Source organism: Alcanivorax nanhaiticus, assembly GCF_000756665.1.
Taxonomy (GTDB): domain Bacteria; phylum Pseudomonadota; class Gammaproteobacteria; order Pseudomonadales; family Alcanivoracaceae; genus Alcanivorax; species Alcanivorax nanhaiticus.
Genome location: NZ_ARXV01000002.1, coordinates 322,358 through 341,570, shown reverse-complemented (window position 1 = coordinate 341,570; position 19,213 = coordinate 322,358). Strand labels below are relative to the sequence as shown.

20 protein-coding genes are annotated in these 19,213 nt (G+C 56.3%); 10 read left to right on the top strand and 10 right to left on the bottom strand.

Translation table 11 applies throughout. From position 1 onward, the window contains the following. The first annotated feature begins 81 nt into the window (after positions 1–81). The gene (locus Y5S_RS03745) at positions 82–2,127 is read left to right on the top strand and encodes a YncE family protein (RefSeq protein WP_065130254.1); all 2,046 of its coding nucleotides are present in this window, start codon (positions 82–84) and stop codon (positions 2,125–2,127) included. A gap of 30 nt (positions 2,128–2,157) precedes the next feature. On the opposite strand, the gene miaB is transcribed toward Y5S_RS03745, so the two are convergent. Next, positions 2,158–3,495, bottom strand: coding sequence for a tRNA (N6-isopentenyl adenosine(37)-C2)-methylthiotransferase MiaB (gene miaB / locus Y5S_RS03740; protein WP_035230492.1), 1,338 nt, complete (start codon positions 3,493–3,495; stop codon positions 2,158–2,160). Between the two features lie 94 nt (positions 3,496–3,589). Here miaB and Y5S_RS03735 point away from each other — a divergent pair, with 94 nt between their 5' ends. The 5 genes from Y5S_RS03735 to Y5S_RS03715 all read left to right on the top strand — a co-directional run bounded on the left by Y5S_RS03735 (position 3,590) and on the right by Y5S_RS03715 (position 7,418). Continuing rightward, positions 3,590–4,156: an SCO family protein gene (locus Y5S_RS03735; protein ID WP_035230491.1), complete on the top strand. Its 567-nt coding sequence runs from the start codon at positions 3,590–3,592 to the stop codon at positions 4,154–4,156. Continuing rightward, positions 4,137–4,583, top strand: coding sequence for a copper chaperone PCu(A)C (locus Y5S_RS03730; protein WP_035230488.1), 447 nt, complete (start codon positions 4,137–4,139; stop codon positions 4,581–4,583). Before Y5S_RS03735 ends, Y5S_RS03730 begins: the two co-directional genes overlap by 20 nt. 81 nt (positions 4,584–4,664) lie before the next feature. Continuing rightward, entirely contained in the window at positions 4,665–5,888 is a 1,224-nt protein-coding gene (locus tag Y5S_RS03725; RefSeq protein WP_035230486.1) for a hypothetical protein, read from the top strand. A gap of 12 nt (positions 5,889–5,900) precedes the next feature. Beyond that, complete coding sequence (locus Y5S_RS03720) at positions 5,901–6,323, top strand: type 2 periplasmic-binding domain-containing protein (protein ID WP_231552616.1); 423 nt, start codon at positions 5,901–5,903, stop codon at positions 6,321–6,323. Positions 6,324–6,479: 156 nt separating this feature from the next. Then, positions 6,480–7,418, top strand: a complete 939-nt coding sequence (locus tag Y5S_RS03715; protein WP_035230481.1) for an endonuclease/exonuclease/phosphatase family protein — start codon at positions 6,480–6,482, stop codon at positions 7,416–7,418. A gap of 142 nt (positions 7,419–7,560) precedes the next feature. Here the strand turns inward: Y5S_RS03715 and Y5S_RS03710 are convergent, their stop codons facing one another. The 3 genes from Y5S_RS03710 to Y5S_RS03700 all read right to left on the bottom strand — a co-directional run bounded on the left by Y5S_RS03710 (position 7,561) and on the right by Y5S_RS03700 (position 10,143). Beyond that, a complete protein-coding gene (locus Y5S_RS03710; RefSeq protein ID WP_035230478.1) occupies positions 7,561–8,298 on the bottom strand; it encodes a TorF family putative porin in 738 nt (245 codons plus the stop codon). Positions 8,299–8,515: 217 nt separating this feature from the next. Next, complete coding sequence (locus tag Y5S_RS03705) at positions 8,516–8,992, bottom strand: hypothetical protein (protein WP_035230477.1); 477 nt, start codon at positions 8,990–8,992, stop codon at positions 8,516–8,518. A gap of 104 nt (positions 8,993–9,096) precedes the next feature. Next, entirely contained in the window at positions 9,097–10,143 is a 1,047-nt protein-coding gene (locus Y5S_RS03700) for a M14 family zinc carboxypeptidase (protein ID WP_052041372.1), read from the bottom strand. A 215-nt stretch (positions 10,144–10,358) separates the two neighbouring features. On the opposite strand from Y5S_RS03700, the gene Y5S_RS03695 reads away from it, so the two are divergent. Beyond that, positions 10,359–11,063, top strand: a complete 705-nt coding sequence (locus Y5S_RS03695; RefSeq protein ID WP_035230474.1) for a C40 family peptidase — start codon at positions 10,359–10,361, stop codon at positions 11,061–11,063. On the opposite strand, the gene Y5S_RS03690 is transcribed toward Y5S_RS03695, so the two are convergent. Next, positions 10,963–11,424: a methyltransferase family protein gene (locus Y5S_RS03690; RefSeq protein ID WP_035230472.1), complete on the bottom strand. Its 462-nt coding sequence runs from the start codon at positions 11,422–11,424 to the stop codon at positions 10,963–10,965. The two genes, Y5S_RS03695 and Y5S_RS03690, sit on opposite strands and share 101 nt — an antisense overlap. A 324-nt stretch (positions 11,425–11,748) precedes the next feature. On the opposite strand from Y5S_RS03690, the gene Y5S_RS03685 reads away from it, so the two are divergent. After that, positions 11,749–13,215, top strand: a complete 1,467-nt coding sequence (locus tag Y5S_RS03685; RefSeq protein ID WP_081939650.1) for a PhoH family protein — start codon at positions 11,749–11,751, stop codon at positions 13,213–13,215. 152 nt (positions 13,216–13,367) lie between these two features. Here Y5S_RS03685 and Y5S_RS03680 read toward each other — a convergent pair whose 3' ends face one another. Next, entirely contained in the window at positions 13,368–14,378 is a 1,011-nt protein-coding gene (locus Y5S_RS03680; protein WP_035230470.1) for a hypothetical protein, read from the bottom strand. Positions 14,379–14,526: 148 nt separating this feature from the next. Here Y5S_RS03680 and Y5S_RS03675 point away from each other — a divergent pair, with 148 nt between their 5' ends. Further along, entirely contained in the window at positions 14,527–15,207 is a 681-nt protein-coding gene (locus Y5S_RS03675) for an OmpW/AlkL family protein (RefSeq protein ID WP_035230467.1), read from the top strand. Positions 15,208–15,485: 278 nt separating this feature from the next. Here Y5S_RS03675 and glpE read toward each other — a convergent pair whose 3' ends face one another. Beyond that, a complete protein-coding gene (glpE, locus tag Y5S_RS03670) occupies positions 15,486–15,806 on the bottom strand; it encodes a thiosulfate sulfurtransferase GlpE (protein WP_035230465.1) in 321 nt (106 codons plus the stop codon). Next, positions 15,799–17,037 carry an ATP-dependent RNA helicase RhlB gene (gene rhlB, locus Y5S_RS03665; RefSeq protein WP_035230463.1) on the bottom strand — a complete coding sequence of 413 codons (1,239 nt, stop codon included), beginning with the start codon at positions 17,035–17,037 and terminating at the stop codon, positions 15,799–15,801. Before rhlB ends, glpE begins: the two co-directional genes overlap by 8 nt. 165 nt (positions 17,038–17,202) lie before the next feature. Between rhlB and Y5S_RS03660 the strand changes: the two genes are divergently transcribed. After that, complete coding sequence (locus Y5S_RS03660; protein ID WP_035230462.1) at positions 17,203–17,469, top strand: DUF1145 domain-containing protein; 267 nt, start codon at positions 17,203–17,205, stop codon at positions 17,467–17,469. Between the two features lie 45 nt (positions 17,470–17,514). Here Y5S_RS03660 and Y5S_RS03655 read toward each other — a convergent pair whose 3' ends face one another. Both Y5S_RS03655 and Y5S_RS03650 read right to left on the bottom strand, forming a co-directional pair. Continuing rightward, on the bottom strand, positions 17,515–18,102 hold the full coding sequence (locus tag Y5S_RS03655; protein ID WP_035230460.1) for a DUF938 domain-containing protein: 588 nt from the start codon (positions 18,100–18,102) through the stop codon (positions 17,515–17,517). A gap of 3 nt (positions 18,103–18,105) precedes the next feature. Beyond that, positions 18,106–18,942: an SDR family NAD(P)-dependent oxidoreductase gene (locus Y5S_RS03650; RefSeq protein ID WP_035230458.1), complete on the bottom strand. Its 837-nt coding sequence runs from the start codon at positions 18,940–18,942 to the stop codon at positions 18,106–18,108. Positions 18,943–19,213: the final 271 nt, after the last annotated feature.

The window sequence follows — 19,213 nt, the reverse complement described above, 5'->3', positions numbered from 1 at the left end:
ATGTCGTTTCGGTGGCGTAACTGATTGTGTGCACGGAATTTTTACGCGTATCGACATAATGGATTGATCAGGAGCGACAACATGAATCGGCAATTGCACTGGATAACGGGTTTGACGATGGGTACTGCCTTGACCCTGGCTGGGTGTGGCGGAAATGGGAGCAGCAACAGCAATCGGCAGGTTGTGCCCGCCAGTGCCCGTTCGGCGCCTTTGCTGGTGATGCACAATGGTAGTGACAACAAGGGTCAGATTGACCGGCTGGGGCCAAACCTGGCAGTCGAGGCTACCTTTCAGTCCAACGCTAATGAAGGCATGGTGCTGGATCTGCTGGGCAATCTCTATGCCGCCAGTGATATCAGTGCTTCGCCGAGCCAGTTCCAGGTGGTGCACCGCACCTCATCACGGCCGGATGAGGCTACCAGTAATCTGGGGCTCGATCGCGAGGTGGATGCTCCGGGATCAGCCAATCTGAAAGGGGTAGCGATTGCCCATCAAGCCGGTCTGATTTTCGCGGCCAACGTGGGTGGAAACAGTATTGAGGTGTATGGCACCGCCGCCGGTGAGGAAGCGACGCCCCTTGCTTCCACAAGTCTTCCCGGTAATGCCTGGGATCTGGTTTACAACGAGACGCTGGATCGGGCGTTCCTGGCCATGACCAATGGCACCATCCTGGTCATCGATAACTATGTGGCAGGAGACTTCTCGGCCATGGCTGCGCGCACGATTACTCCCGGTGACGGAATGGCCGTGTCTAATATTCATGGCATTGCCTACCGGGCGGACATCGACACACTGGTAGTGACGGATGTGGCCGATCCGGGCGTGGCCGATGATGGCAAGATCTTCGTGATTTCCAGCGCCAGCACCGCGGAGGGGATGGTGACACCGGATCGCACCATTGCCGGGCCTTCCACCTTGCTGGGCAATCCGGTGGACCTGATTCTGGAAGGCAACCGGGCCTTTATTGCCGAGAAATCCAATGATGCCATCCTGGTCTACAACAATATCTTTGCCGGGGAGTCTGGCGATATTGCGCCGTCCAGAGTGGTCGATTCCGTCAAGCCTGAAGCCCTGATCCGCGATGCTACGGTGCCGTTGGGGGACGATGTGTCTGATATCGATGACACCCGTATTTCCATTGAGGGGGTGCTGGTCACCAGTAATCCGCCGCTCATGGGCCAGCCTGATGTGGTGGTGCTGGATACTGATCTGTCGATGGTGACGCGCAGTTTTACAGTCGGCGGCTCGCTGGAGAGTGTGAGTGTCAACCAGCTCGGGGATGTGTACCTGACAGCGGATAATGCGATGACGCCCAGTGAGGGCAGCATGGCTGTGATCAACCGGCTAGGGGTGGCTCGCGATGGCGAGATGTTTAGCCTGAGCCGTGATCGTATGCTGAGCGGTGAAAATACCGGGTTGGTCAGCCCCAAGGGGTTTGATATCGCGGATGGCCTGGGGTTGGTGCTGGTGACCGACAATGGTGATCCCGCGGTGAAAGTGTTTGGTGCCCAGGCGGGCGGCAACGTGGCGCCACTTTACAAGACCACGCTGAGTGTGGCGCCCTGGGATCTGGACTATGACCCGGACAGCGATACCCTCTACGTGGCGCTGGTGAATGGCACTGTGGCGGTATTTGAGGACTACAGTGTGGACAGAGGCACCGGCGGTCCTGATCGCACAATCACCCCGACTATCGGTGGTATGCCGATTACTGCGCCGACCAATCTGCATGGGATTGTCTATGTGGCGGATCGCAATGCCCTGATTGTCTCTGACGTGGGAAGTGGCGCAAATGGCACCGACGGCAAGTTGTATGTGATTGAGCGCGCGGACCGGGCGGATGGCAATACGCCAGTGGCCATCAGCATTGATGACGGCAATAACGACGCCGTGGGCAATACCCAGTTGGGCAACCCGGTGGATATCGCCTGGGATGGATCCAGCCTTTATGTGGCTGAAAAATCGCAGAAACAGGTGCTGCGCTTCGATAACCTCTTTGATAGCGAAGGGGGCGATGTGGCTCCCGATGCCAGCTTTGCCCAGAACAATCCGGAGTCGGTAGTGCTGCTGCCTGATTATCTGGCCCCTGCCAGAGATGAAAACGGGCTGCTACAAAGCAACCCGTAATGGCTTAGCCTGGACGTGCAACCCGGGCGATCAGCCCGGGTTGCGCGGATCGGTGCCGAGCAGCGAATTACTGTAGGCTTCGGCGATGGTCACATCCACAAATTTGCCGATCAGATCGGTATCGTCACAACGGAAGTTCACCACCCGATTATTCTCGGTACGGCCCTTGAGCTGGCCGGGATCCTTCTTGGAAAAACCATCCACCAGAATACGCTGGGTGCTGCCCACCATCTTGCGGGAGATGTCCTGGGCGTTCTGGTTGATGCGCTGTTGCAGAATGGCCAGGCGCTGCTTCTTCACGTCCATGGGCACATCATCGGGCAGGTCTGCCGCCGGGGTGCCGGGGCGGGCGCTGTAGATAAAGCTGAAGGACATGTCGAAGCCGATCTCGTGGATCAGATCCATGGTGTCTTCGAAATCCCGGTCGGTTTCACCGGGGAAGCCGATGATGAAATCCGAGCTAAAGGAAATGTCCGGACGAATGCGCTTGAGCTTGCGTAGCTTGCTCTTGTACTCCAGCACCATGTGGTTGCGCTTCATCATGGCGAGAATACGGTCAGAGCCGGACTGCACTGGCAGGTGCAGGTGGCTGACCAGCTCGGGGACTTCTTCGTATACCTGAATCAGCGCATCAGAAAACTCCACCGGGTGGCTGGTGGTGTAACGGATGCGGTCGATACCGTCGATATCGCGGATCAACAGGATCAGGTCGGCCAGGTCCAGGGTTTCACCGTTGGCCCCCTGGCCCCGATAGGCGTTCACATTCTGGCCCAGCAGATTCACCTCGCGCACGCCCATTTCCGCCAGATGCTCAATCTCGTCGAGCACGGGTTGCACCGGGCGGCTGACCTCTTCACCACGGGTGTAGGGCACCACGCAGAAAGTACAGTACTTTGAGCAGCCTTCCATGATGGACACGAAAGCGGTGGGGCCATCGACGCTGGGTTCAGGCAGATTGTCGAACTTTTCGATCTCCGGGAAGGTCACATCAATGGCCAGCTCACGGGTGCTGGCGGCCTTGGTGATGAGACCGGGCAGGCGATGCAGGGTCTGGGGGCCAAAAACCACGTCTACGTAGGGGGCACGTTCGCGGATGGCTTCCCCTTCCTGGCTGGCCACACAGCCGCCCACGCCGATGATCATGTCGGGGTTGGCGTCCTTGAGCTTTTTCCAGCGCCCCAGTTGGTGAAACACCTTTTCCTGGGCCTTCTCACGGATGGAGCAGGTGTTGAGCAGCAGCACATCCGCTTCGTCGGGATTGTCGGTTTGCTCAAGGCTGTGGCTGGATTCGAGCAGGTCCACCATGCGGGTGGAATCGTACTCGTTCATCTGGCAGCCGTGGGTCTGGATAAAAAGCTTGCGTGCCAAGGGGCACCTCCATCACGGGGCAGCGAGCCGGTTTGGCTTGCCTAACCGTTGAATAGCGTCAAAATAGGCGCGGATTATACCAACCGGAGCGATCATGCGAAAACTGCCGTACATCCTGTCATTGTTAGTGCTGATTCTACTCGCAGGGTGCGACAAGCCGGAAAGCGATCTTCCCGTTAATACTCGTCTGGGTGGTGAGTTTTCACTTACTGACCAGGATGGAAAGCCGTTTTCACAGGATAATCTCAAAGGCCAGGTGTCTATCCTTTTCTTCGGATACACCCATTGTCCGGACATCTGCCCGGCGGTGTTGGCACGTGTAGCTCAGGTCTATCGGAACCTGGATGAGGCCGGGCTGGCGGATCGGGTGCAGCCGGTGTTTATTACTTTCGACCCGGAACGGGATACAGCCGAGCACCTGAAGGAGTACCTGCCCTGGTTCAAGGCTGAGATGGTCGGTCTGACGGGCTCTCTGGCAGAGATACGACAAGTCGCTGAGCAATACGGGGTGGTTTTTATCAAAGGAGATGAGGAAGAGAATTACCTCTTCACCCACAGCGACTATATCTACCTGCTGGATGACCAGGCGCGAGTACGCAAACTCTACCCGGCGGATTTCAATATTGATGAGGTGGCTGCGGATGCAGAAAGTCTTCTCTAAAGGGGCCGTTCTGGCCGGCGCGATGCTTTGGGCGGCAACCGCTCAGGCAGAGCTTGTGCTCGATGAGGCCTGGTTACGGGCGGTACCGCCGGTGTCCCCCTCCATGGCGGGTTATGTAACGGTGACCAACACCGGCGATGCGGCGGTGGTGATCACCGGTGCCCGGAGCGACTTTGCCGGTCACGTCATGCTGCACGACATGTCTATGCAGGAGGATGGCACCCGTGCCATGCGTCATTTGCACGAGGTGATGGTCCCCGCAGGGGGGAGTGTGTCCTTTGCCCCCGGAGGCATGCACCTTATGTTGATGCATCTTTCCAGGGTGCCTGCAGAGGGGGAGCGTGCCAGCCTGTGCCTTGAGCTCAGGAATGATACGTCTGTCTGCGCGGACTTTACGGTCAGCAGAACGTCCCCATTTGAGGCTTGATGGTGACAGCGTGATCGGCATAATGTCGCCTTTTTGTCGTATTTCCAAGTAAGGAAAACGACGTATATCGATGGGGTGATTATGAAGAGAGCATTTTCTGCCGCGCTGATGTTTGGCCTGGTGACCGGACCAGTCTGGGCTGAAACGCCGGATAGCGACGTTGAGCAGCGGCTCAAGGCATATGAGCAGCGACTCGAACAGCTGGAACAACAACAGCTGGAAGGGGCACTGGATGAGGAAGAGCGGATCACCATCAATGGGTTCCTGTCTGCCGGGATGAGCATTGCTGATGCGCCGACCGAAACTGGCGATGCCACCTATATTGACGGCTCTGGCGATAAATGGAGCCATGATTCTCTTACCCGCGCTGGCGTGCAGTTCAACGCCAAAATCAATGACAAAGCGCAGGCCGTGGTACAGCTGTTTGCATCGGGTGAAGAAGATTTCGATGCGGAAATCCAGTGGGCATATCTGGATTACGCCCTGACGGACACTGTCAGCGCCAAGGCTGGCCGCATTGTGGCCCCCTTCTATATGCATTCCCAGTACGTGGATGTAGGTTACGCCTACCCGTGGGTAACCCCTCCGGCAGAGGTGTACCTGCTGGCCCCGGTCAAAACCATGGAAGGTATGGAACTTGCTTGGTCCTTTGCCACCGGGCCGGTGTACCACCGTGTCTCTGGTTTCTGGGGCTCCAGTACCGTTGATGCTGGTGCCCGGGCAGGGAACGCCCAGTTTCAGGCGGATGATATCAGCGGCGTCAATCTGACCAGTCGCTGGAGCGACTGGACATTCCGGGCTGCGTACTCTGGGGCGGCTCTGAGTGTGCCTCAGGATGATCTTGCGGCGGTGGGTACTCCTCCTACTCTGAGTATCGATGATGTTTATACCTACTTCGCTGGAGTAGGTCTGCAATATGACGATGGCAGCTGGTTTTTCTCAAGTGAAATGGCGCGAGTGAGCTTCAGTAACTGGTATCCCACCAGTGAAAGTGGCTACGTGAGCGTGGGGAAGTATCTTGGTAAATGGATGCCTTTGGTCACTTGGTCTGCGATTTATCCCAAGGCGCTGGATGATGAATTGCCGCAGCAGCTGAATGACTTTCTTGCCGAAAGACAGAAGAGCTGGACTGCTGGTTTACGTTACTCGCTGACGGAATCGGTCGCCCTCAAAGGGGAGTACAGCTATTACTACGATTTCGCAGATGAAGAGGTGACGACTACTGGCTTCTTCGTGACAGATGGTACGCCTCTGAAAGAGGACAATCCCACTGTCGTTCGCCTGTCTGTCGATCTGGTTTTTTAAGGGGGAAGAAAGGTGAAAAAAGGATTATTAGCCAGTTTCCTGATCATGGCAGGAACACTTTTCAGCTCCCTGGTAGTTGCGGGTCCCGTGGTGGTGGTTAGTCAGGAAAGTGCGATTGACTCACTCTCACAGAACCAGGTACGCCAGATTTTCAATGGCCAGCTGCGCCGGGTTTCCGGGATATCCGTAAAGCCGCTCGACCTGCCGAACGGCAGCGCTTCTCGCGATGCGTTCTATCAGCAAGTCACTGGCAAGTCTGCAGAGCAGATGAAAAGTTACTGGGCCCGGATGATCTTTACCGGTCGTGGTATGCCGCCTCGTGAAGTTTCCAGTGAGCGTGAACTGGGAATGTTGGTGGGGAGTGATCCCGGTTTCATCGGGTATGTGGAGGAGTCCCGCGTGCCTGCCGGCCTGCGGCTGGTGTTTCGCCCCTGAGATTCACTCCTGAAAAAAAGCCCGCACTTGTGCGGGCTTTTTTGTATTGGGGGCCGGATGCATGATCGAAGGCGTGATGGCTTTGGGCGAGTCTCCTACCGGGCTGTAGGCCATTCACCACTGTTGCAACGCCCGGAGGCGCCCTAGACTGGGTGCATGAAACGCACCCTTTTCTTTTTTATCCTGACTTGCGTGTCGGTAGCGCACGGCGACTGCAGGGATCTTGCTGCGCCCAGAGCGGTGGAATCCCCGGTCGCCGACCAATGGACCCTGGGCTCGCTTAACCTGTGGCGGCTTCGGGATACCGTCCGTGATAGCAAGCTCGATGACCCGATTTCCTCTGCGTTGCTGGAGCGTCGTCTTGAGGCGATTGCGGACACGGTGGTGCAGTCATTGAAAGCGCCCCATCTTCTGGCGGTGCAGGAGGTGGAAAATCGTGAGCTACTGGAGGCATTGGTCGTCCGGCTGGCAAAACGTGGCTGGTATTACCGGGCTGTCCTGCTGGAAGGAAATGATCCTTCCGGGATGGATGTGGGGTTGCTGTATCGGCGGCCAATCCAGGTGGGTTCGGTGGAAGGCTTGTTTGCCGATGACGCTTTTCAGGAGCATGCCCTGTACTCGCGCCCGCCATTGCGCGTATCGCTTACGGCACCCGTGAGTGCGCAGTTGGTGGTGGTGCATTTACGTAGTGCACGGGATCTGCAGGCCCCGCGCGTGTTGGAGAAGCGCGCGAAACAGGCTGAGCGGTTGGCAATGTGGGTACAGTCACAGACTGAGCCCGTCATTGTGGCTGGGGACTTTAATTCGAGTTGGGGAACAGGCGCGTTTTCTGACAGCTACCACCGCTTTGCTTCGGCTGGGCTATTCAATCTCTGGGAGTGGATCCCGTCTGCCGAACGCTACAGCTACCGGTATCGCTGCCGTCCACAGGCGATCGATCACATCTGGATTTCCCCTGGCCTGAAGCAGCGAGTGCAAAGGGTGTCAGTCAGTCGAGGGCATGCGGGCCGTTATCGAGCGTTGTACGGTTCCGACGGCGTGTCGCCGGTGTCAGACCACGACGCACTGGTGGTGTATTTTGAGACTGAGCAGTAAAGCTTTGGGAAGGTTTGTAGCGGAAGAAAATAAAAAGACGCCGCGGGGTTGCTTGCGTGTTTGCGAGGACCAGGGAGAGCCCCGCGGCGTTGAAACTGTGGGCAGCCGAGGCTGCCCTGTCGTGCCTTCGATATTCAGAGACTTAGATATCGAAAGAGTAACCTACTACGAACAGCGGATCCTGATCGTCGAAGTCGTTATCGCTGTCAACAACTTTGGAAACAGTGAAGGTCAGGTTCTCAACCGGAGAGTAGCTCAGGTCAACGTGGGTGTAGTCCTGATCGTCGGCATCGAACATGAAGGTACCGGCGGTGACACCAAAGTTCTCGTACTCGTAGCCCAGAGTCAGGTACACGTCATCCCCGAAGTTCTCTTCGTCAGAGTCGCTCAGGTCATTAGCGCTGATGTAACCGGTAACGGTGAAGCCGGCCATGCCTACGCTGGCAATCAGTTCTGCCAGCTCACCTGCGCCCACGTCGGCTTCAGGGTAGACATAGGTCCAGTAGGAGATGTCATAGCTCAGGCCGCCAGCTTCGCCGCCGAAACCTGCGTAAAAATCAGTCTCGGTAGAGGTGGTGCCAAAACCGGAAACGCTCGCAGTTTCTTCGACCAGGTCGATGTCACCCTCGCCAGTAAATGCAACAGGAGTACCTGCAGAAGAAACCCAGGTGCCCGCATAGAAGCCCGCTTCAGTGGTGAAATCCAGGCTGCCGGAAACGTTGGCAGTACCAGCGGATACGTCCTGACCACGCCACAGGTACATGCTGGCAATGCCCAGGCTGCCGCTGACTTCTGCAGCAGCGATGGCCGGAGCCATAACGCTTGCTGCGGCAACAGCTGAAGCAATGACGGTTTTCTTCAGACCAAATACGTTTTTCATGTGCAACCCTCTTAACAAGTCTAATTTGTTCAATGTGCGCTGGTGGCGCACCGCCTATCAGGCTCGCAAGAGATAATGCAGAGAGTGTGCCAGTTTTTATAATTATAAATAAAACAATGAGTTGGGTTTCTGGTGGGGGAGGATGAGCGCCGTCATCCTTTGGCAATATCAGAATCGGTGCACCGCTATGGTGCTGTGCACCGATCGAGAGCGTTGATTATGGGCATTCCCAGTCAACTTGCACTGCATCGGCGCTCTTACCGTTGCTGTCAGTCAAGGAGAGCCCGCATTGGGAGTGGCTGTAGTCAAACTTGGCTTGATAATGCTCGCCAGCCACGGCTTCAAACTGCAGGGCAATCTTGCAGCGGTCACGGGACATGCCTGCACCGCTTTGCTGGTTGTAGCTCACGCCTATACGGGCCTGGCTTGACGCCTTCAGCGTGGTGCTGACCTCGACACTTTTCTTCATGGTCTCCAGCAGATCGTTCATGGCATCGCCCCCAATGGGTTTCTGCGCGATGGAGTACTCTGTGGCCTGAAAACCTTCACCGGGAACACAGATGGAAGGTTGGGCTGGGGTGTTGTTGCTGCTGAATGTGATGTCGGCAATGTCATCACCATAGGGCGGCTGATAGCTGAAATGCTGGCAGCCAGCGAGCGCCATGGCGCAAGTGATGAAAGCAAGGCGTTTCATAGGAGGTTCCCGTTTTCAAAGTTGGTCCAAGTGTAAGGCAGTGGTGGGTCAGACCCAACCCGTGCCGCAAAGCTTAACCTAATGCAAAAGCGGCGCCAGAGCGGTCAGACCTGCGGCGGAAACCAGAACTGGATAGCCTCACGGGTCAATGCTGCGCGCTGGTTGGCGCTGGGAAGCCAGTTGCCTGCGTTGGCGGTCATGCCGGTGAGAAATTCGAAAAGGGGAAGGTGCTGGCGAAGCACCCGATGGTGACGGTGGGAGATGACCGGATTGAAGTAGCCGAAGAAGTCCAGCATCTGTCTTGGGTTCTTGCGGACCCACAGCCACGACCCCATCTCGAGAGTGAAGGGGAGAAAAGTATGCTCAGGGATTTTTTCCTGAGCATCGTCGTAGAGGTAATCCCACAGGTCACCATGGGTAGTGTAATTCACGGATTGGGGCTCGATCAGATAAGGGTGGTGGTGGGGATAGGTGGTTTCGAATATCTGTTTGAGTCGAAATACCTCACCGATATGCGGGATGGGACGATGACTGCGTGCATAGCAGCACCAGATCCGGTCCCGTCGGCCAAAGCCACTGTGGCAATCGATACTCATGGAAAAGGGAGCCGGGAACAGCTTCTCCTGAACCACCCGAATCATCGCCTGGGCTTCGGGTTCCATTGGCGCGCCGCTTTTGCCCCGGTACCAAGGCAGGTGGCGGCTGATACGATGGCCACCGACCAGAAACGGCACCTTCCCCATGGCATCGATGGGCGCATTGCGCATGAGATCTACCCCATTGGGGTTGCTGCGGGTACGTTGCCAGATGCCGCCGGGATTGATCATGGGCATGAAGACCAGGCGGACCTGCTCCAGCCTGCGATGTAGCTGGTCATCCCACTGCAGGCGATGTATCAGGCTGTGCAGCCAGGACATCAGGACCTGACTCCCGATACGTTCCACGCCGTGCACGCCACCAAAGAAACCAATCACCGGCACCCTCGGAGAGGTTGAGCCCATCTCGATGACCTTGACCGGCAAGGACAGTTCGCCCATGGGAACCTGGTGCACCGTCTCTACTCGCAGGTACCGCTCGCCTTCACGGATGAGTGATTCCAGATGGAGGAGCTCCGGGAGGTGGCGTTGCAGCAGGTAGAGGCGATCTTCCATAGGTGGGGGGAGGGCAGGGCGGAAAGTGTCAGGCAGATTACCGCACGCAAGTAACAGAAATGTGACGTCACCGGTCGGAAGTGCAGCCGCATACAACGCAGGAGGTATCCATGCCCGAACCTGCAACCCGCTTTTCACCAACCTGTCAGCGCGCTGTCATCCTCCAGGCCTAGCGTGGCGATAACGGGATTGATCAGATACCAGGAACGTCTGCGATGACACTCACTCTGGATTCTGCGTTTACCTTGCGAACCGGCGATATCCTGTTGTTCTCCGGGCGTGGTTTTACCAGCGAGGTAATTCGGGTGTTTACCCGAAGCCCCTGGAGCCATATCGGTATGGTGGTGTTCCTGCCGGAGAGTCGGGAACCTCTGGTGCTGGAATCGACCACCTTGGGTGAATCGGTCGACGTGCGACTGGGGAAGCCGGTGGCGGGTGTGTCGTTGGTGTCGTTGTCGACCAAGCTGAAGGATTATCCTGGCTCGGTGGTATTACGGCGGCGACATGGTCCGGATCTGTCCGATTCCCAGGAGAAGCTGCTGCAGCGCCTGCTCAGACGGCTGATGCATCGCCCCTACAAAAATTATCTGTTATGCAATGCCATTGATGTGCTGACGGCCTACCAGCGAAAACCGGACCAGCGAGGGTGGTTCTGTTCCGAACTGGTGGCAGAGTTGTATCGCCGACTGGGGTGGCTACCCCGGGATACCCGGTCCAGCACCCTGGTGCCGGGTCATTTTGGCTCCCGGCACATGCGATTGCTGAATGGCAAGCTGGGGCAGGCCCAATGGCTGAAGCGCGGGAAAGGTTGCGAGCAGCTCAAAGCCAGCGCCGGGTTCTGCGACAGTAATCCTGCCACGCCTCGCCAAATTTTTCGGAATGAAAGGCTTCTTCCGCTGCAATCACATGGGAATGAATGACCCAGACGACGGGGGCCAGCATCAGCAGCATGCCTGCACTGTGTTGGCTCAGTGCCATGGCGGCTGCCAAACAGGTAAAGCCCAGATAGATGGGATTACGGCTGAGCGTGAATACCCCGCTGGTAAGCAGTGTGCTGGCAGCACGGTGGGGCATGACTGTTGTTTTGGCCATGCGCAGCTGCACCACAGCCGAGAGCACCAGCAGTGCGCCAATGACAGCGAGCGCCAGCATTAGCCAGACATCGCCAGTGAAGCGAATCGCTGGAAAGTGGATGGCGCGGTCAAGCCCATAGCCCATGAGCAGTCCGCCAAGATAGAGGGCGGGCGGGGGCATCATTACCTGGGGATGTTCAAGTGACATGAGCGGAATACAGGTTGCCTTTTGGAAGTTCCAGTGTAGCGGAGCGAGAGGGACGACTGAATGGCGTCCTGAATCGGTCAGCAAAAACTTTTCGGAGGTTCCTATTGATCGATTTAAAAAAACTGGGGTATGGTAATTCCAATCCCGCCAAAGCGGGAGTGATCGCGATCAAAAGCTGTAACAGCTAAATGCAACTGAACCGCCAAAAGGCTTAAAACCAGGGCGGCAGGGGGCACGCGTCACTCTCGCAATTTCAGACCCGACGCTCGCCTTAATGCCGCCAAACCAACGCAACCGTACCGTCTAACGGCACAGGGGATACGCATGGAAGAGCGCGCGGCCAGACTTCACAGCCTTTCCACTAACCACTACGCGAGCGCCAGCCAGAACGACAGCACCATCGAACTAGAACAGAAAAAAACCTACGTCATCGATACCAACGTCCTGATCCACGACCCTAACTCCTTATTGAACTTTGAAGAACACCGCGTGGTGATCCCCATGACGGTGCTGGAAGAGCTGGACAAGCTGAAAAGCGGCAAGTCACATACGGCGGCAGACTGCCGGGCAGCCATTCGGCAGATCGACAAGGTATTGGGTCATGCCTCCCCTGAGCAAGTTGAAGCAGGTATCCCCATCCCCCGTGGGCCAGATAACTCAACCCAGGGCACCCTTACCGTGCTGATGTCGTCCCTGGACGATGTGAAGGCGCCATTGCCCGACCATCTCAACGACAATCGTATTATCAATGATGTATTCGGCATGAAGGCTCAGGCTCCTGATGAGCGCTTCATCCTGGTCACAAAGGACATCAATATGCGCCTCAAGGCGCGGGCCTGTGGTATCGAATCAGAGGACTACCATAACGATCAGCTGGTCACGGACATCAAGCAGCTGACCCGGGGCTATTTCGAAGTGCCAGGTTCCTTTTGGGATCAGGTGACGCAAGTAGAGACTGAACAGGACGGAGCCGATACCCTGCATTACCTGTCCCACGGTTTGCTGGTCAGTGAAATTCTTGGCGAGGAGGTTTACCCCAACCAGTACATCATTGATGAGCAGGGCTTCGTTGGCCGTGTCATGCACATCGAGAATGGTGTTGTTACGCTCAAACATTACAAGGCTGACAGTATGCTGGAGCAGGAGGCATGGGGGTTGAAACCCATGAACATTCAGCAGGCTATTGCCTTGCAGTTGCTGTTGGACCCGGATGTGCATCTGGTTAATCTCACCGGAGCCGCCGGTTCCGGCAAAACCATTCTGGCGCTGGCTGCGGCCATCGAAATGACAGTGGAGCAGAAACGCTTCAACAAGATTATTGCCACCCGCTCCACTCCGCCGCTGGCAGAAGATCACGGCTTCTTGCCGGGCACGGAAGAAGAGAAGATGGATCCTTGGCTGGGGGCGATCAATGACAATATCGAGGCGCTGCACCTGAACGACGAGAATCCTTCGGGCAGTATTCAATATGTGAAAGAGCGAGCCAATATCCAGTTCAAGGCCATGAACTACATCCGTGGCCGCAGCTTTCAGAAATCCCTGATCCTTATTGATGAAAGCCAGAACCTGACTCCCCATCAGATGAAGGCGATCATTACCCGGGCCGGGGAAGGATCGAAAGTGGTCTGTCTCGGTAATCTGGCTCAGATCGACACCCCGTATCTATCCCCCACCAGCTCCGGACTGACCTACATGACTGAACGCTTCAAGCGCTTTGTCCATGGCGGGTCGGTGCAGCTCAATGGGGTGCCGCGTTCGTTGCTGGCGGAATATGCGGAGTCGTTCCTCTAGTTAACAGTTAATAGTGAACAGTTAACAGCGAAACATTCGCGGTAGTCTTTATCTTTTTTCCAACGAAAGAGGCCGCGCCCAAACTTTGGGCGCGGCCTTTTTGTTTTCAGATCACAGCAATGCTGGTTCGCGTCGCTGTTAACTGTTCACTATTAACTGTTAACTGACTCCAACGCTTTTTTGCACGCTTCCGACTCGTAAAAATCATCCAGCGACCAGGTAATAAACGGTTCCAGTACGCCTTGTTCAACCAATATGGATGCGCCTTTGGCGAGGGCGGGGGCGGTGAATTCACGAATTTTATCTTCGCTGATCTGCATGCCTGAAAGGATGTCCGCCAGCGTTTTTTCGCACAGGGCATCCACTGCTGCCTTGATGCCAACACTGATCAGACGACGGGTGTAATCGAGCCGGGCGCTTTCATCGCCAATCTGGCAACCTTGCTCCACCAGATCCTTGACGGTGCCATTCGGGATCTGTGCAAGATAGTCGGCGGGTTTAAGCGGTGCCACGCGGCGATAACCATCGCGGGCCAGTTGTTCGATACGCTCGTTAGTCAGCTGTTTGTTGAGCCATTGCTCGCCGGTCCTCAGGGTTTCGCGAATATTCTTTTGCAAATAGCCGCGAATGGATTCCTCCATGCCTCCCATGGCCTTGCCGACCACGCTCTTGCGGCCGATCTTCATCATGCTGCTGACGCCGGGCAGTTTGGCCAAGGCGTTTTCTTCCAGCAGGAAATTCTTGATGCCGGTGTACAGCATCTCGCTGACCATTTCGCTGACAAGAGGATGATTCATGCCTGCGTGAATCGCTTTCTCTCGCAGAGCCTTGAGTTGCAGAGACTTCTCCAGCACCGCCTCGAAGTGTGCTTCGCTGAGTAACTCTCCGACAGTGGCGTCATCGTTCTCGGCTGCCTGCAGTACGGCTTCGGTGGTTTGTACGATGACGTCTTGCAGCCCCTGGGCACTGTTGGCCTCCACTACCCACTGTTCTACTACCTGGCTCAGGCTTTCGCTGTCTACCAGTTTGCCAATCGGCGTATCACCCAGGCTGGCGCTGGCTTGCGACATGAGCGTTTGCCAGTGATCAGGGTTTTGCAATTGTTGGGTCAGGTGGGTCTTGTGGGCATCGCGCAGGGCGCTAATCAGTTCAGAAGACGACATGGTGACAAGCCTCGTTTTTATTGATTCAGAGCAATGCTCGTTGTTGCGTCAAATTGTTCAATGGCGGCGTAGTTTGAGTGTTGACCATCTTGCCCGGTAATCGGGCCTTGGTCATTGACTGTATATTGCGTTATCCATGGGGATCTGTATGCAACTGCGAGGACAAGTTAAAGGGGCGCTACTGCTAACGGGTATGTTGCTGGGAAGTCCATTGTTGGCTCACGAAGCGGGTGATTTCATTGTGCGAGCTGGTGCAATCAAGGTGGATCCAGATGCCAGCAGCGATGCCTTCAATCCGGCGTTGCCTGCTGTCGGAGGCCTGGAAGTCGATGTTGATGATGACACCCAGCTGGGACTGACATTCGCGTATATGGTGAATGATTCCTTTGCTGTCGAGCTGGTGGGTGCCACCCCGTTTACCCATGATATTTTGCTCGATACCGGGGGTGGCGTTGTCATCGGTGAAACCAGTCACCTGCCTCCAACACTACTGGCTCAATACTATGCGCCGCAAATGGGCCCCATGCGGGCTTATGTCGGAGCGGGTTTGAACTACACGATCTTCTTTGATGACAGTATCGATGATGATGTGGTCAGCCCGTTGCTGGGTGGTGCCGACGCTGATGTAAAACTCAGTAATTCCCTGGGTTTTGCTTGGGAAGTGGGGGCGGATTTCGACCTCACTGACAACTGGCTTTTCAATGTCAGTGTCTGGAACATTGATATTGATACTGAAGCAAGGCTGTACGTGAATGATGCCCGGGTGGACAAGATCGATGTGGAGATTGATCCGTGGGTGTATATGGTGGGGCTGGGTTACCGGTTCTAGTGGCGCAGGACGCTTGAGGTCTGACGCCGGCTGCGAAGCCGCTGTAGGGGCTAGCCTGAGCGAGGAGTGAGTTTCGAGTTGCGAGAAGCGAGTTTCGAAAGGCAAAACCATAGATCATGGAAATAGGTTTGGATCTTGATCTTCGAGACGCGCTTCTGGAATTCTTGCCTCGCTTGGGCCCGGATCGCTTGCTGGCAGCCTTCTACAGCAGGTTCTGGCAAGTGTTTTTTACCGATGCAAAAAGGCCCGCCCGGTTTTCCCGGCGGGCCTTCTTTGTCTCAGGCCTCAGGCGTTTCCAGTGTGTCCGGGAACTGTTGTTTGAACACCTCATAGCCGCCATCCAGGCTGACGGCCTGAAAACCTTGCTCCGTCAGCCAGTCCGCCGCGCCCTGGCTGCTGTTGCCATGGTAACAGTAGACTACCAGCGGCAACCCCTTGTCGGTGTCAGCAAGGAATTGGTCAACGTTGGCGTTGGTAAGGTGTACGGCGTCTCGCAGGTGGCCGGCGGCGTAGCTGTGCGGGTCACGAATGTCCACAAACAGCGATTCACCGGCATCAAAGCGAGCCTTGCCTTCCTGGGCACTAATTCGCTCAGGCATTGCTGGTTTCCTTTTCCTGCAGCAAATCGGCTGGCGGGTACTCGCATTCCAGTTTCATGCTGATGGCATTTTCCAGCTCGGGAAGCAGGAAGGCGTCATCTTCACAGGCAAAGCTGATGGACATGCCGCTGGCGCCAGCACGGCCGGTACGGCCAATACGGTGGACGTAGTCTTCCGGATCTTCCGGCAGGTTGTAATTCACCACATGGGAGACGCCATCAATGTGGATGCCTCGCCCGGCTACGTCGGTGGCGATCAGTACCTGCAGATCCCCGGAGCGGAAACGCTCCAGGGTTTTCATCCGTTGGTTCTGCGGTACATCCCCGGAGATCATCGATACCTTCAGGCCTTTCTTGTGCAGACGATCGTTGATGCGGCGCGTGATATCCCGACGGTTGGCAAAGACAATGACTTTGTCCATCTTCATGCCGGTGATCAGGTTGTACAGCAGCTTGAATTTGTCATCGGTGTTGGTGATGTAGACCTTCTGCTCCACCCGTTCGGTAGTGACCTGAGCAGGCTCGATTTCCACCACTTCAGCATCCTGAGTCCAGCGGCGGGCCAGGTTCATCACGTCTTCGTTAAAGGTGGCGGAGAACAGCAAGGTCTGCCGGTGTTTGCTACGGGGGGTCATGCTGACGATGCGTTTCACGTCGGGAATGAATCCCATGTCCAGCATGCGGTCAGCTTCATCCAATACCAGGAATTCTACCCGGTCGAGCCACAGGTCGCGGCGCTTGGCAAAATCCAGTAGACGACCCGGTGTTGCCACCAGAATATCGATTTCGCGGCTCTGCAGGCGTTCCTGTTGGCGGTTGAAGTTCATTCCCCCCACTACACTCATGACCTGCAGATTGGTGTGCTTGGTCAGCCCCTTGGCATCTTTCTCGATCTGCATCGCCAGTTCACGGGTCGGCGCAACGATCAGGGCGCGAGGCTCGCCGGCATAACGGGGCACCTCCAGCGGGTTTTTCAGCAAGTCATTGATGACCGTCAGCAGGAAGGCTGCGGTCTTGCCGGTGCCGGTCTGTGCCCGGCCAATGGCGTCAGCGCCTGCCAGGGTGTGCTCCAGCACCTCAGCCTGAATGGGGGTGCAGTACTGGAAACCAAGATCGGCGATGCCGCGCATCAGGCGCAGATCCAGATCAAAGTCGTGGAAGCGGCGTTCGCCGTCTTTTTCAGGCACCTGGAACTGATCCAGGGTCCAGGCATTAGCCTTGTCTTTTTGCATGTATTCGCTCAGTCTGAATGCGAGTGGTTGTTGTACTTTGTCTGCATTTCGGCAGAGATGGCGTTCTGCGGCACCGGGTTATATTTTGTGTGTCGGGTGCCCGGATCCTCGCCATAACCACGCATTGTAGAAAAAATAGCCAGCGCTGTCAGAGGATCTTTAGCGATGAACGTCTTGCGTGGATGCATTGTAGTGTTTTGGCTGGGGGTACTGTTAGCCATTTTCATGGATTTACCGGCCCCATTTGATCGCATGCTGCTGATTGCCGGGGCAGTCATTGCTATTTTGCATGTGCTGGAACTGGTCGGCTTTGCCTTCTGGATACGCCGGCACGGTGTGTTTCACTGGCGCGATGCCTTGATGACCATGCTGTTCGGGGTGCTGTTTTTGAAACCGAGGATGCACGCGGTACGCAGGGCTGCGCGGGCCTAGTCAGTTATTGGGCGTTTGCTTGCGGCGTTCAGCAACGGGCGTAGATCACCCGAACACCAATACCTTGTTGTTGGCGGGTAGATCGTATTCAGCCACCAGTTTTCGCTGCTGGCGGGAAAACAACTCCTCGATCCACTCCTGATCCCGGATTCCCCGTTGCGGATCAATGTCTTTCAGCCACTCGTCAAAACGGGCGTTGGAGCCGCTGGTAAAGTGGCCGGCCACCTTGAAAGGGCCGTACACCACAAAACACCCCTTGTCTTTCAGGTGCTCACAACCCGCAGTGATGAACCTAACAACCTCTTCCCTGGACATGATATGCAGGGTGTTGGCGGTATACAGGTAGTCGAATTGCTGATCAGGCCAGCGCCCGCTGACGTCCAGTTCAAGGGGAGGCAGGGCACGGCTTTCGGGTTCCTGCAGCCACTGGCGCACGCCGGGTAGATTGTCAGCTACATCGGAGGGTTGCCAGTTCAGGTGAGGGAGCTGCGCTGACAACCAGGCAGCATGCTGCCCGGTGCCTGCGCCGATTTCCAGTAGCGTCCCACCGACCTGGCAGTGTTGCTGCAACACCGCCAGAATTGGGCCTTTGTTGTTTTCACAGGCCTGTGAGAAGGGGCGCTCGCCGGTCATCCGTTACTTGCTCATGTACTTCTGGCCCATGGCGATCAGCTTTTGGTAGCTGGTCGGAAGCAGGCGCTGCATGGTGTCGACGGCGACGGCATCGGAGCCGATCAGTACACGGCGCTTGTTACCGCGCACACCCTTGAGGATGGTGCTAGCGGCTTCTTCCGGGGTGGTGCGGAACAGTTTTTCGAAATCCTGAATGGATTTCTCCTTGTTGGCACCGGTGATGCGCTCTACACCGTCGGTCATCCGTGCTGCTTTGGCAATGTTGGTCTTGATGCCACCTGGGTGAACGGAAGTGCAGGATACCGGGCTGCCTTCCATCTCCAGCTCGATACGCAGAGATTCGGTGAAGCCGCGCACCGCGAATTTGGCGGCGTTGTAGGCGGATTGGGTGGGGATACCCACCAGGCCGAAGATCGAGGAGATGTTGATGATGTGGCCTTCGCCGGCCTGCTTCAGGTAAGGCAAGAATGCCTTGGTGCCGTACACCACGCCCCAGAAGTTGATGTTCATCAACCACTCGAAATCGTCGTAGTTCATGTCTTCCACGGTGGCACCCAGCGCCACGCCGGCGTTATTGAAGATCAGGTTAGCGTAGCCGAAATGATTGACCACATCGTCAGCAAAATCGTAGAACGCCTGGCGATCAGCCACATCCAGTACGCGAGTCATCAGGCGGTCTTCCGCCAGCCCCAGATCCTTGGCGGTTTGTTTCAGGCCAGCCTCATTGATATCAGACAGGGCGAGTTTGGCACCGGAGGCTGCCAGTTCCTTGGCCAGGGCACGACCGATGCCAGAGCCGGCACCGGTGATAACAGCAACTTTGTCTTTGAAATTCTTCATGATGACTCCTTGATCCTCTCCCGAAAGAGACAGCGTAAAAGGTGTTTCAAACTGGATGCCCGGGAATGGCGCTGACTTGCCAGACATTCACCCTGATGGTAGGTGGCAGCACCTTGCCGGGTGCAGCTGTCAGCGTGCTTTCCTGAGCATTTCATTCAGGTTGGCAAGGAGTGTAGACACTTTGTCACTGCAGAATGGGCCAATCCTGTCGGACAGGGGGAGGGTGGGGGTGGCAGTAACGCCGGCGTCTGCCGGCGCTAGGGTATTCTGA